Raw genomic sequence first — 13,012 nt, forward strand, 5'->3', positions numbered from 1 at the left:
CACCTGAGGCGGAAAGACTCCGCGCTGAGCTTCGCAACATCCTATGCCCAGTCCTTCATAACCCAGGACCGGCCCTACCGCCGTGCAACACGAAACGCGCCGGCGCCAATACGGCGGAACGTGACCCATAACATCACATAAAAATTGAAAACACTTTTTATTGTATTAGCCGATCACCTGTGCCACCATTACGTGACAGACATCACTTCGAGGGCCGAACCCTCGCACGGTTCCCTCTTTCGAAGGGAGCCCAGCAGGTGAGCAGGGAACGACGAGGCAATGACGAGTCAGGGGCAGATGATGGATTCGATTCTTACGACCGTGTCGGGGAACGTGCTGCGGGCGAAGGACGGCGGTGCCGGGGGCGGGGACCTGCCGCCGGGACGGCACTTCATTTCCGGGGCCTTCGTGGCCGAATCCGACGGGGCGTCGGTGTCCGTGGTGGATCCGTGCACCGAGGCGGAGATCTGCAAGGTCGCCCAGGGCACCGCCGAGGATGTGGACACCGCGGTGGCCGCGGCCCGGGCGGCCGCGCCGGCCTGGGGCGCGACGCTGCCGAAGGAGCGGGCCGAGGTCCTGCTGGCCATCGCAGACCGGCTGGGCGAACACGCGCAGGCCCTGGCAGACCTGGAGTCGCTGAACACCGGCAAGCCGCAGGCGGTCGCCGAGGATGACGTGGCCTCGGCCATCGACTCGTTCCGCTTCATGGCGGGGGCCCTGCGCGCGACCACCTCGCTGGCCGCCGGCGAGTACGCCCGCGACCACGTGTCCCTGATCCTGCGCGAACCCCTCGGAGTGGTGGGCGCGGTCACCCCCTGGAACTACCCGCTGCTGATGGGCGTCTGGAAGATCGCCCCCATCCTGGCCGCCGGAAACACCCTGGTCCTCAAGCCCTCCGAGCAGACCCCGCTGACCACCCTCAAGTTCGCCGAACTGACCGCCGACCTGCTGCCGGCGGGCGTGTTCAACGTCGTGACCGGCCCCGGCTCCGTGGTCGGGACCCGCCTGGCCGAGCACCCCGACGTGGCGATGATCGCGCTCACCGGTTCGGTCAACAGCGGCCGCTCCGTGGCCCGCGCCGCGGCCGAGACGGTCAAGCGGGTCCACCTGGAACTGGGCGGCAAGGCCCCGGTGGTGGTGTTCGCCGACGCCGACCTGACGGCCGCGGCGAAGTCGCTGCGCACCGCCGGGTACTGGAACTCGGGCCAGGAATGCGGCGCCGCCTGCCGGGTCCTGGTCCACGAGTCGGTGGCCGAGGAGTTCACCTCCCTGCTGGCGGCCGAGGTCGCCGACCTGGTGGTCGGCGAACCCGGCGCCGGGCCCGAGGTCGAGATCGGCCCGCTGATCTCCCGCGGCCACTACGAACGCGTCCTGGCGCACCTGGAACGGGCCAAGGCCGACGGCGTCCGCGTGGCGGTCGGCGGAGGGGCCCTGCAGGGCCCGGGGTACTTCGTGGCCCCGACCGTGCTCGCCGACGTCCCCGCCGGGGCCGCGTGCACCCAGGAGGAGATCTTCGGCCCCGTCGTGACGGTGGAAACCTTCACCGGGGAACAGGAAGCCTTCGACCGGGCCAACGAGGTCCCCTTCGGCCTGGCCGCCTCGGTCTGGACCCGCAACGCGCAGCTCAGCCACGACGCCGCCGCCCGCCTGGAGGCCGGCACCGTCTGGGTCAACGCCCATCTGGTCCTCGCCACCGAAATGCCCTGGGGCGGCTTCAAGGGATCCGGCTACGGACGCGACCTCTCCACCTATGCCCTTGACGACTACTCCCGCACCAAACACGTCATGCACAACAAGGAACGCTAGGCCTACCCATCTACCCTGGCCCTCGCCATGTCCCACCCGGGACAGAGGACCCGATGCCATTCCGGCACCCGCGTGAAACAACATCATTTCGCTTTGAGGAGACCTGCTGTGAAAAAGAGAATCGGCGCCGTCCTTGCCGGTGCACTGTTCGCCACGACCCTGACCGCCTGTTCCGGCGTCGACACCTCCGGCGGAGGCGAGGAGACCATCAAGTTCGCCACCGTCGCCGGCTGGGACGACACCGAGGCGGTCACCGCGCTGTGGACGGCCCTGCTCGAGGACCGCGGCTACCAGGTCGACTCCACGGCCGTCGACCTGGCCGCCGGCATCGCCGGCGTCGCCCGCGGGGACCTCGACGGGTACCTCAACCTCTGGCTGCCCTCCACCCACGAGGCCCCCGTCGCCGCGCACCGCGACGACCTGGTCATCCTTGACGAGCCCTTCTTCGACGACGACCGCCAGGTCCTGGTGGTCCCTGACTTCGTCGAGGAAAACACCATCGAGGAGTTCGTCCAGAACTCCGACAAGTACGGCAACAAGATCGTCGGCATCGAGGCCGGCTCCGGAAACATGAAGCTGCTCCCCGACGTCATGAAGACGTACGGCGCCGAGGACAAGATCGACATCGTCGAAGGCAGCACCCCGGCGGCCCTGGCCGAACTGGAAAAGGCCACCAAGAACAACGAGCACGTGGCGATCTCGCTCTGGCAGCCCCACTGGGTCTTCGCCGACATGCCGGTCAAGGCGCTCGAGGACCCCAAGGGCGGCTGGCCCGCACCGGACGGCTCCTACGTCGGCCTGTCCAAGAAGTTCGCCGAGGCCCAGCCGGACATCGTCAAGTGGATGGGCAACAGCAAGCTCACCGCGGACCAGTACGCCAGCCTGATGGCCGCCGTCAACGACGCCGACGACCAGGTCAAGGGTGCCCGCACCTGGCTCGAGATCCCGGAGAACAAGGCAGCCGTCGACCAGTGGTTCAACTAGGCATCCAGTCCAACTGACCGGCCCGCCACGGGCTCCCGGCAACACGGAGCCCGTGGCACAGCCCTCCCGCTACAGACAGACGGAGAACAGCATGACTTCACGCCAGACCATCACCGCGATTGACGTCCACGCCGCCGGGGAACCGGGGCGGGTGCTCATGGGCAGCCACCTGCTGGTCAAGGGCGCCGACATGGCGGAGAAGCTGCGGTACTGCCAGGAGAACCTTGACGGCCTCCGTCGCCTGATGCTTCGGGAACCGCGCGGTTACCCGGCCCTCTGCGGGGTGTTGGTCCTGCCTCCGGTGAATCCCGGCAGCGATTTCGGCATGATCGTTCTCGAACAGGGAGGGTTCGCGCCGATGTCGGGGGCCAACCTGATCTGCGCGGTGACCGCCCTCGTCGAGACCAAGACCCTGGCGGTGACCGAACCGGTGACCCACCTGCGCGTCGATACCGCAGCCGGCCTCGTCGAGGTTCGCGCCGAAGTGGCTGACGGCCGCGTCACCAACGTGACGGTCGACAACGTACCCGCGTTCGTCGTTGCGCTCGGCCATGAATTGGAGCTGCCCGAGTACGGGCGGGTCCCGGTGGACATCGTCTTTGGCGGCCAGTTCTACGTCCAGGCCCCTGCCGAAGCTCTGGGCCTGAAACTGCAGTCCAGTGCGGCGCAGGAGATCATCCGCGCGGCGACCGTGCTTCACCTGGTGGCCCAGCGCGACTTTCCGGTCCTTCACCCGCTGCTGCCGAACATCAACCAGATCGGCCTGCCCATGCTCTACGGGCCCTCCGACAGCCCGGGAGTCGGCGGCAGGAATGCGGTGGTCCTGCCCACCGGAGGGGCCGACCTGGCCGATCCCCTGACCTGGGACAAGGGGACGCTGGACAGGTCCCCCTGCGGAACCGGAACGTGCGGCCGGATGGCCGCCAAGCACGCCCGCGGCGAGCTGGAGCTGGACGAGCCGTTCGTGCACGAGAGCATGCTCGGCACCACCTTTACGGGCCGCCTGCGCGGGCTCACCCGGGTCGGGGAACTGGACGGCGTGTTGCCCTCCTTGTCCGGTCGCGGCTGGGTTACCGGCTTCCACCAGTTCGTGCTCGACGCCGACGACCCGTTCGCCGAGGGGTACACCTTGGGCGACATCTGGGGCTGAAAGCTTCCGGAGAAGCTTCCCCCATCACATCTGGCCCCCTAGCGCCCCGACCGGGAGAATCGCATGAAGACCGCACAATCCACACAAAGCACCCCATCCGCCGCTATCCGTAGTGAGGCCGTCATGGACGCCGAGGAGCCTTTCATCAGGGTCGAGCATCTGACCAAGGTGTTCCACAAGTCCCGCGGGACCGGGTGGCTGCGCCGCAAGCGCGGGCCGGGGTTCACGGCGGTGGACGACGTGTCCTTCCAGGTCGGCCGGGGCCAGATCTTCGTGGTCATGGGCCTGTCCGGGTCGGGCAAGTCCACGATCATCCGGATGCTCAACCGGCTGGTGGAGACCAGTTCCGGATCCATCGCGGTGGGCGGGCGGGACGTGCTGGGGCTGGCGCCGGCGGAGCTGCGCGCGTACCGGAACCGGACGATCAACATGGTCTTCCAGCACTTCGGGCTCTTCCCGCACAAGTCCCTGATCGACAACGTCGCGTTCGGGCTCAAGGTCCGCGGCGTGGACCGGGCCGTCCGCGAGGCCAAGGCCACCGAGGCCCTGGCCCTGGTCGGGCTCGGGGACCGGGTCCACGCGATGCCCGAGGAACTCTCCGGCGGCATGCGCCAGCGCGTGGGCCTGGCCCGGGCCCTGGCCACGGACGCGGAGATCCTGCTCATGGACGAACCCTTCTCCGCGCTGGACCCGCTGATCCGCAAGGACATGCAGGAACTGCTCATCAAGCTCCAGCGCAACTTCAAGAAGACCATCGTGTTCGTCACCCACGACCTGAACGAGGCCATGCACCTGGGGGACCGGATCATGGTCATGAAGCAGGGCCGGATGATCCAGACCGGCACCGCCGTGGACCTGCTGGACGCCCCGGCGGACCCCTACATCGAGGAATTCGTCGCCGAGGTCGACCGCAGCCGCGTCCTCACCATCGGCATGCTCACCGGCACCGGCACCGCCACCGGCACCGGCGGCACCGGCGGCACCGGCGCCCATGCCGCCGTTCCGGCCGGGGAAGGCGTCCCGTCGGTCGCGGCGGGCACCACCCTGCACGAGGTCCTGGCCCTGTTCGCGGCCGGGGCGCCCGCGGTGCAGGTCACCGACGAGCACGACGTTTCCCTGGGCCGGGTCTCGGCCCCCGAGGTTTTCGCGGCACTGGCACCGAAGGAGTACGGCAATGAATCTTGATCCCGGAGGCTGGTTCGAATCGGCCATCGACTGGCTGCTGGAATACTTCGGCTGGTTCTTCGACGGCATCGCCGACGTCGTGAACCTGATCGTGGGCGGGGTCGAGGCGGTCCTGATCGGGCTGCACCCGGTCCTGGTCATCGCCCTGCTCGTGGCCGCCGCGGCGGTGCTGACCCGCAGCGTGGGCCTGAGCGTGTTCACCCTGGTCGCGTTCTGGTTCATCGTCTCGATGGATTTGTGGGTGGAGACCATGGCGACCCTGGGCATCGTGATGGTCGCGGTCATCATCGCGGTGGCCATCGGGATCCCGCTGGGCATCTGGGCCGCGCTGAGCCCGGCGGTGAGCCGGATCCTGCGCCCGGTCCTTGACCTGATGCAGGCCATGCCCGTGTTCGTGTACCTGATCCCGGCGGTGTTCTTCTTCGGCGTGGGCACCGTGCCCGGGATCGCGGCGACCATCGTCTTCTCCATCCCGCCCGGGGTGCGCCTGACCGAGCTCGGCATCCGCCAGCTCGACCCCGAACTGCACGAGGCCGCCACCGCGTTCGGGGCCCGCAAGGGCCTGATCCTGAGGGATGTGCAGCTGCCCCTGGCGTTCTCCTCCATCATGGCCGGGGTGAACCAGGTCATCATGCTCGCCCTGTCCATGGTCGTGGTCGCCGGCATGGTCGGCGCCGGCGGGCTCGGCGGGGTCGTCGTCGAAGGCGTCGCCCAGCTCGACGCGGCCCGCGGCTTCGAGGGCGGCCTGGCCGTGGTCATCCTGGCCATCTACCTGGACCGCGTCACCAGCGGCGCCCGCTCCCTGAGCCTCGTGGCCCGCAACCGCCGCCTCAAGAAGGAACACCAAGCCGCCCAAGCCGACGCCCAAGCAGCCACCACGGCCCCCGCAAAGGCCACCACCCCTGCCGCCGCGTAGGGCCTAAGAGAATTCCGGCAGCAATCATGCGGCCCGCAGCACGCCTTCCGGCGGCTGCGGGCCGCAGGCGTGGCGGCGCTCCCCTAAAGTCGCCCGAAAGGGCGATCAGAAAAGGAGGACTCCCCCAATGGATCAGGTGGCCGAAATCAGCGGCTGGGTTGGAGCGGTGGCGGTCCTTGCCGGATACGCCCTCTTCTCCCTCGGATGGATCCCGAACGGGTACCTCTTCCAGCTGGCCAACTGGGGCGGGTCCACGGCCCTGGCCTTCCACGCCTTCCACATCGGATCCTGGCCAACCCTGACCATCAACGTCTGCTGGTCCATCATCTCCGCCGCCGCCATGGTCCGCCTCTACCTGCGCCGCCGTTCGGAGCCGGAGACGGTTGCACGCGAGCCCCGAGCCCGGCGGCGGAAAAAAGCCCGACCCAAAAGTTTATGATTTACTCTAAAACTCTCTGACGTTGTCGGAGGTCTAGCGCTACCTAGGAGCGGCCCGGACACATGGGAGCAACGGTGAAGGATTTCGCTGGGAGCGTGTCCCCCCGCGCCCTCGACATGGCGGCCCAAATCCGAGCCCACGGACCGGAAGCGTTAGGGCTCGCGGAGCGTGTGACCCTGCAACTGGAGACCGCCATCGGCCTGGGCCTGCTCAACCCCGGCGAACGGCTCCCTCCGGAACAGCTGATGGCAGACCGCCTGGGCGTCTCCCCCCTCACCCTGCGGCAGTCCCTCGCCGTCCTCAGAAGCAAGGGCCTCCTGGAGACCCATCGAGGGCGCGGAGGCGGAAGCTACGTCACCGGAACGCTTCCGGTACACGAGACGGACATTGCGCGTGAACTGCGCAGATACAAGAGCGACGACCTGCGCGACCTCATCGACCTGGCGGCCTCAACGGCAGGTTCCGCGGCACGGCTGGCCTCCCGGCGATCCGACGAGCAGGATCTCCGACGCCTCCGCAGCCTCGCCCAGCGGTTCGCAACGAGTTCCGAGCCGCACATGCTTCGCCAGACGGATGCACGGATTCACATCGGCCTCGGCGTGGCGGCACAGTCTCGCCGCCTGACCTCGCTCCTCATCCAGATCCATGCCGAGCTGTCCCCCCTGACGTGGGGACAGGTGTGGCTGGACGAGCACGCAACCGCCAGGCAGGGACATGCGGCCCTCCTCGACGCGATCGGGCAGGGAGACCCCGCCGCGGCCGAAGACATCGCGATCGCCCACTTCGAACGGGAAGGCGCCCTCATCATCGACCAGCACCTGGCGCTCCTGACCTTGGATCTGGCGGACACGCCATGAAGTCCCTCGATGAGGTCCTGCGCGCGACCGCAGGCGCCCTGGGCCAGTGCCTTGAGCGGGTCTTCGCCGACCTGGCGGTCCTCTCCGGAGAGACCACGAGGATCATTGACGCTTCGGGACCGTCACGAAGCACGTTGGAGGCCCTGAGGCCGGTCGTCGAGGGCATCGTCATGAAGCAGGGCGGCCTCGTCGACAGCGCTGGAGTCTCGGTCGTCCCGGGGCTGCTCAAGGACGCTGAAACCTGGCACCAATGGTGGAGCCTCATCAGGGGACAGCTGGTCTTCATCCCCCACAATCTCAATCCCGCCTCGCTCAACTACTACGACTACACCGAAATGACGTGGTTCGAGCGTCCCTTGGCGTCCGGTCACCCCGAACTCATCGGCCCGTATTTGGACTTCGGCGGCGCCGACATGAAGATCGTCACCGCGTCGAGGCCGGTGCTGCGCGGATCGCACACCGTTGCCGTGGCAGGAGCCGATCTCTCGATGGACTTCATCGAACGCGCCTTTCTGCGCAACCTCGGCCGCAGGGACGAGCACGTCGCCCTCATCACCGAAACCGGGAAAGTGGTTGCCTCCAACAGCGCCCGGTTCGCCCCGGGCACCCGCTTCGAGGGATCGCGAGCCGTTGTCGGTTCAGTGACTGTGCCGGTGGCGGACCTCGCGTCTCCCCCCTGGCACCTCATCGTCGCCGACTGACCCTCGTCGCCGGCTGCTCCCCGCCCGCCCAAGCGGTGCGCCGTCGCAATCCGACCGGGTGGCCATGCAAACGCACCGCCGGCGCAGGCTTTCCCCTAAGGGGATAGCCAGCGCCGGCGGCGCGGATGCCGGCGCAGGTGCCCGGGGTTCAAGGTGCCCGGGACCCAGCGGCAGGGTTTAGCAGCGGGGTTCAGCGGCCGGGGCTAGTGCTGTTCGACCGGTCCTGCCCGCCACCCTCGTTCGGTGCATGGTGGTGATGGCCGGGGTGGTGCTCCTCGTACTCGACCTCCAGCTCGTCAGCCGAGGTGAGCCCTGCGGGCAGGTCAACGGTGGAGCGGGGACCGGTATAGGTGTGCTTCACCCGGATCTGCCAGGCCAGCCACAGCGTCAGCAAAGTGCCGCCGACCACCAAGGGCGTGTAGTTGAAATACTTCCACTCGAACTCCGGGCTCCAGGGGACCCCGCCGGGGGAGGTCGGCAGGATCGCGATGACGGTGGTCACGGCAATCTCGACGACGGCGACAACGCTCAGCCACTTGTAGTGGCGGCCCAGGGTCCAGGATCCCTTCTGGAAGGCCGAGCCCTTGCGCAGGCGCTGGAAGATCGGAATCCCAAAGGCCAGGTACAGCCCCACCACGCCGATGGACACGACGGCGTTGAACGCCACGGGTACGGGAGCGCCGTTGATGTCCACCGGCACCAGGGCCGGCAGGGTCAGGACGATCGCGAGCACGGCGACCAGGGCCACGCTGTAGAGGGGCACCCCGCTCTTGTTGAGCCGGGTCCAGAAGCGGGCGCCGGGAACCGCGCCGTCGCGGCTGAAGGCGAACAGCATGCGGGTGGTGGAGGTCATGCAAGCCAGGGCGCAGAAGCACTGTCCCACGGTGGAGATCACCAGCACGGCGCTGACCCAGGGGCCGCTGAGCGCCTGGTTCAGGATGGTGACCACGCTGCCGCCGCTGGCGGATACGGCATCTGCGTCCTGCACGGCGAAGAGGATGCCCAGCAGCAGGATCCAGCCGCCGATCGCCGAGTAGAGAATGGCCTGCCAGATGCCGTTGGCGGCGGAGTTGGAGGCTCCCTTGGTCTCTTCGGACATGTGGCAGGAGGCGTCGTAGCCGGTGACGGTGAACTGGGGCAGGATCACCGCCAGCGGCAGCACCAGGAACACGAACCCGAGTCCGGTGGTGGCGCCGTCGAACATGCCGGTGTTGTTGATCCGCTGGGTGAACACGTCCGCCACGCTGGCGTGGTGTTGCGGCACGAAGATGATGATGGCGATGATGGCGACCGTGCCGATGACGTGCCACCACACCGAGATGTTGTTGAAGATAGCCAGCAGGTGGCTGGAGAAGATCGATAGCAGGGTGACCACGGCCAGCACCCCGATGAAGATCAGGAACACGCGGGTCAGCGAGTAGCCGTCGGCCCAGGCCTGGCTGAACGAGGACAGGGTGATGTCGATGAAGGTCGCGCAGCCGTAGGAGACCGCGGCGACGATGGCCAGCAGCCCGAGGAAGTCGAGCCAGCCGGTGAAGTAGCTGGACCGGAGGCTGCCCAGCTTGGCGGCCCAGTAGTACATGCCGCCGGAGGTGGGCATCGCCGAGACGAGTTCGCCCATGCACAGGCCGACCACGAGGATCAGCGCGCACACGATCGGCCAGCCCCAGCTGATCGCCGCGGGACCGCCGTTGTTCCATCCGATGAAGAAGCTGATGAAGGGGCCGCTGAGGATGGAGATGACGGAGAAGGAGATGGCGAAGTTGGAAAAACCGGACCAGGACCGTTTCAGCTCGGGCTTGTAGCCCAGATTGGCAAGAACGTCGTCGTCGGAGCGACGTGATTCGGAGACAGACATGGGAGTCAATCCTTGTGGTGGTGGGCTGGTGATAAGGGGATGTGTTAGCCAGTGAGGCTTTTCGCAACAGGTTCCCTGGACGCTGCCACTGGGTGGCGTCCGCATGTAAGGGCGGCTACATCGACGTCAGTCCCCCGTCGATCGGAAGCAGCTGTCCGGTGATGTACCGGGCCCAGTCCGATGCGAGGAACACCACCGAGGGGGCGATGTCCTCCGGCGTCCCCTGGCGCCCCAGGGGTACCTGCCGTCCCACGAGCTGGTCCAGTTCCTCCGTCTCCAGATGGCCGAGCACCGGGTCGTTGAATCCCGTTTCGATCCATCCGGGGCAGATGCCGTTGACGCGGATGCCGTGCTCGGCGTACTCGATCGCAAGCTGCCGCGTGAGGTTCACGAGGGCGCCCTTGGAGGAGTTGTAGGCGACCAGGTCAGGTTCCCCGATCAGCCCGGACACGGACGCGGTGATGATGATGGCGCCCGACTTTTGCTGCACCATCTGGGGCAGTGCCGCCCGCACCGTGAGGAACGTGCCGCGCACGTTGACCGTAAAGGTCTTGTCCCACTCGTCCAGGGTCTGGGTCAGGGCGGTTCCTGCCATGAGCACACCGGCGTTGGCGTGGACGATGTCCAGCCGGCCGTGTGTGCGGACGATGTCATCGACCGCCGCGACCATCGCCTCGGCATCCGTCACGTCGGCGGTGGCGGCGACCGCGGCATAGCCGGCGTTCTTGATGAGCTGCTCGGTTTCGGACGCTCCCGCGAAATCGACGTCCGTGGCCACCACCAGGGCGCCTGCCTCGGCAAGGGCCAAGGCGCTGGCACGACCGATTCCGTGGCCAGCGCCGGTAACCATGGCCACTTGGCCAGCTAGGGACAAGGCATTCATCATCAACCTCCGTGGGATTTTCCTGCATGGGCCGGGGTGTGACGCCGGCCACGTTTCTGCGATTTCCACAACTGTAAGGCGAGTCGATCACCCTAGGCAATAGAATTTAGTATTAAAGGTTTACGTTCATGTCACTCCCGCGTTGCGGGTTCGTTTCCTTGGGCTCCGCGCAGGGAAGGGGCCCGCCGGACGTTGAGGGCAGGCCCCTTTTGGGCGCAAGCATCAACCCTGAGCCCCGCTACCAACGTGGCGCGATACGGCCCCGGTCAGGGATTCGCCTCAGGCAAGACCGTCCCGAACTGGACCTTTTCGCTTCTTGGTGAGCCGCTCCAGCCGGTCGAGCGGATGTGGATGCGTTGCCGTCAGCCCGCCCAGGAGCCCCGCCGCCCGCGCCTTCGCCCGACGCACCGCCAGCCACCGGAACAGCTCGTCCGCACCGCCCAGGCTGCCTTGGTAGGCAGCCGCGTAATCGTCCGCCTCCTCCTCGTGCCGGCGCGACGCGAACAGCCCCGCACCCAAGGTCGCGAAGATGCCAGCCATCAGCACGGCCACCACCAGCGCGCCCAGAACCGGCAGGAACACGGCGGCCACGAGGCTCAGGAACCCCAACACAAGGAGCACAATCCCGCAAGCCCACCGCGCTCGCGCCCACAGGGACCGGCGCAGGGCAATATGGCCATATTCGTGGGCAAGGAGAAACTCCAAGGCCGCCGTGCTGAGACTCGACACCGCCTCCGGCGACAACGCGATCACCGACCGGGCCCCGCCCCGCACGCGCGTTTTCGCAATGGCACTTGCCGCACGCGGCTTCCGGCCCCAGCGGTTGATAACAACCAGCCTTGGCACCACCTGACCCGCCGCTGCCGCAATGCGTTGCAGCATAGGCCCGGCGACAGCGAGGATGGACTCCTTGCCCTGGGCTGAATCGTTCCGGGCCGAATTGCTCATGGCCGACACTCCCTAAGCTCCCCATACTCCGCGGGATCCCGAGCCCGCTGCATGGCGCCCGCGCCCCACAACAAATCTACCGCCGGGCGGGCGGCAACCGATACGGCCGGTTCCAGGGAGGGGTGCCACGTCGCAGCCGGGCCCAGGGGCCCACAAAAAAGGACCGCCGATCCCCTTGTAAAGGAATCGGCGGTCCGTAACTTTTGTGGAGCTTAGGGGAATCGAACCCCTGACCTTTTCATTGCGAACGAAACGCTCTACCAACTGAGCTAAAGCCCCGTGCCGCAGTTCCATCCGGAATTGCAACCCTGTAAGGATAACGCGTCCCTCGCGTTCCGGCCAAAACGGCGCGCCTACAGCGTTTCGTGCTGGTTGGCGTTCTCCCGGGCGGCCGCGTATTGGCGCTGGATGTAGGCCTCCAGTTCGGTGCGCTCCACGCGCCACACGCCGCGCCCGCCGATTTGGATCGCCGGAAGTTCCCCGCTGCGCACCAGCGAACGGACCTGGGGCATATTCACGTTCAGCTCCTCGGCCACGTCTTCCAGACGCATGAATCTCATGCAACGAAAGTAGCGCGCCGCCCCACCGCTTTCCACTCCCTCCCCCGGCCTGTGGAAAAGCGCGCGCCGGAGCCGCGACGCACATCGCCCATACCGCGCAACACGGTTGGGACCGGCCGGGCATTTTGACTAGTCTTGTTCCGTTGGGGCGAGCGTTTGGGACGCCTTCAACCCTCCCACCCCTTCCGCCCTCAACGGCACCCCGGCGGGCCGTGCCAGCTACTTTCCAGGAGCCATTCCATGACCCCCGAGATCCACCAGCTGGACGAGACGGACAAGCGGATCCTGCTGGCCATGGACCCGGATCCCCGCATCCCCGTGATGATGCTGGCCCAGATCCTGGGGCTTGCCCGCGGCACCGTCCAGGCCCGCCTGGAGAAGCTCGCCGCGTCCGGCGCCCTGCGCCCTAACAGCATCCGCGTCAGCCCGGCCGCGCTCGGCCGCGGGGTGTCCGCCGCCGTCAGCGCCGAAGTGGACCAGTCCCTGCTCAACGAGGCCATCGCGGCGCTGCGGGAGATTCCGGAGGTGCTGGACTGCGTTGCCCCGGCCGGGGACACCGACCTGCTGATCCGCGTGGCCGCGAAGGACCCCGACGACCTCTACCGGGTCAGCGAAGTCATCCGCCTCTGCCCCGGCATCAAGCGCACCTCCACCTCCATGTTCCTGCGCGAGGTCATCCCGTACCGCACAACGGGCCTGCTCGGCGAATAGACGCCGGACAGGCC

Annotated in this window: 13 protein-coding genes and 1 tRNA gene; 9 read left to right on the forward strand and 5 right to left on the reverse strand. The window is 67.5% G+C overall.

Features of this window, described 5'->3' with window-relative positions; translation table 11 throughout:
- Positions 1-300 precede the first annotated feature (300 nt).
- The 8 genes from ABD912_RS08740 (at position 301) to ABD912_RS08775 (ending at position 8,038) form a co-directional block, all read left to right on the forward strand.
- Positions 301-1,806: an aminobutyraldehyde dehydrogenase gene (locus tag ABD912_RS08740; RefSeq protein ID WP_345150097.1), complete on the forward strand. Its 1,506-nt coding sequence runs from the start codon at positions 301-303 to the stop codon at positions 1,804-1,806.
- Between the two features lie 108 nt (positions 1,807-1,914).
- Positions 1,915-2,790: a glycine betaine ABC transporter substrate-binding protein gene (locus tag ABD912_RS08745; protein WP_345150099.1), complete on the forward strand. Its 876-nt coding sequence runs from the start codon at positions 1,915-1,917 to the stop codon at positions 2,788-2,790.
- A gap of 91 nt (positions 2,791-2,881) precedes the next feature.
- Positions 2,882-3,940, forward strand: coding sequence for a proline racemase family protein (locus ABD912_RS08750; protein WP_345150100.1), 1,059 nt, complete (start codon positions 2,882-2,884; stop codon positions 3,938-3,940).
- A gap of 63 nt (positions 3,941-4,003) precedes the next feature.
- Entirely contained in the window at positions 4,004-5,125 is a 1,122-nt protein-coding gene (locus ABD912_RS08755) for an ATP-binding cassette domain-containing protein (protein WP_345150101.1), read from the forward strand.
- On the forward strand, positions 5,115-6,041 hold the full coding sequence (locus ABD912_RS08760; RefSeq protein ID WP_345150102.1) for an ABC transporter permease: 927 nt from the start codon (positions 5,115-5,117) through the stop codon (positions 6,039-6,041). Before ABD912_RS08755 ends, ABD912_RS08760 begins: the two co-directional genes overlap by 11 nt.
- Positions 6,042-6,168: 127 nt before the next feature.
- On the forward strand, positions 6,169-6,480 hold the full coding sequence (locus ABD912_RS08765) for a CBU_0592 family membrane protein (protein ID WP_345150103.1): 312 nt from the start codon (positions 6,169-6,171) through the stop codon (positions 6,478-6,480).
- 170 nt (positions 6,481-6,650) lie between these two features.
- On the forward strand, positions 6,651-7,337 hold the full coding sequence (locus ABD912_RS08770; RefSeq protein WP_345150104.1) for a FadR/GntR family transcriptional regulator: 687 nt from the start codon (positions 6,651-6,653) through the stop codon (positions 7,335-7,337).
- On the forward strand, positions 7,334-8,038 hold the full coding sequence (locus ABD912_RS08775) for a cache domain-containing protein (RefSeq protein ID WP_345150106.1): 705 nt from the start codon (positions 7,334-7,336) through the stop codon (positions 8,036-8,038). Before ABD912_RS08770 ends, ABD912_RS08775 begins: the two co-directional genes overlap by 4 nt.
- Positions 8,039-8,228: 190 nt before the next feature.
- Here the strand turns inward: ABD912_RS08775 and ABD912_RS08780 are convergent, their stop codons facing one another.
- From ABD912_RS08780 to ABD912_RS08800, 5 genes are all read right to left on the reverse strand, one after another.
- The gene (locus ABD912_RS08780) at positions 8,229-9,896 is read right to left on the reverse strand and encodes an amino acid permease (RefSeq protein WP_345150107.1); all 1,668 of its coding nucleotides are present in this window, start codon (positions 9,894-9,896) and stop codon (positions 8,229-8,231) included.
- Positions 9,897-10,011: 115 nt separating this feature from the next.
- A complete protein-coding gene (locus ABD912_RS08785; RefSeq protein ID WP_345150109.1) occupies positions 10,012-10,782 on the reverse strand; it encodes an SDR family NAD(P)-dependent oxidoreductase in 771 nt (256 codons plus the stop codon).
- Positions 10,783-11,058: 276 nt separating this feature from the next.
- On the reverse strand, positions 11,059-11,727 hold the full coding sequence (locus tag ABD912_RS08790; RefSeq protein ID WP_345150110.1) for a M48 family metallopeptidase: 669 nt from the start codon (positions 11,725-11,727) through the stop codon (positions 11,059-11,061).
- A gap of 206 nt (positions 11,728-11,933) precedes the next feature.
- Positions 11,934-12,006, reverse strand: a tRNA-Ala gene (locus tag ABD912_RS08795).
- A 74-nt stretch (positions 12,007-12,080) separates the two neighbouring features.
- On the reverse strand, positions 12,081-12,278 hold the full coding sequence (locus tag ABD912_RS08800) for a helix-turn-helix domain-containing protein (RefSeq protein ID WP_345150364.1): 198 nt from the start codon (positions 12,276-12,278) through the stop codon (positions 12,081-12,083).
- Positions 12,279-12,527: 249 nt separating this feature from the next.
- On the opposite strand from ABD912_RS08800, the gene ABD912_RS08805 reads away from it, so the two are divergent.
- On the forward strand, positions 12,528-12,998 hold the full coding sequence (locus tag ABD912_RS08805) for an Lrp/AsnC family transcriptional regulator (protein ID WP_345150111.1): 471 nt from the start codon (positions 12,528-12,530) through the stop codon (positions 12,996-12,998).
- Positions 12,999-13,012: the final 14 nt, after the last annotated feature.

It is taken from the genome of Arthrobacter ginkgonis (assembly GCF_039540195.1).
Lineage (GTDB): Bacteria > Actinomycetota > Actinomycetes > Actinomycetales > Micrococcaceae > Zafaria > Zafaria ginkgonis.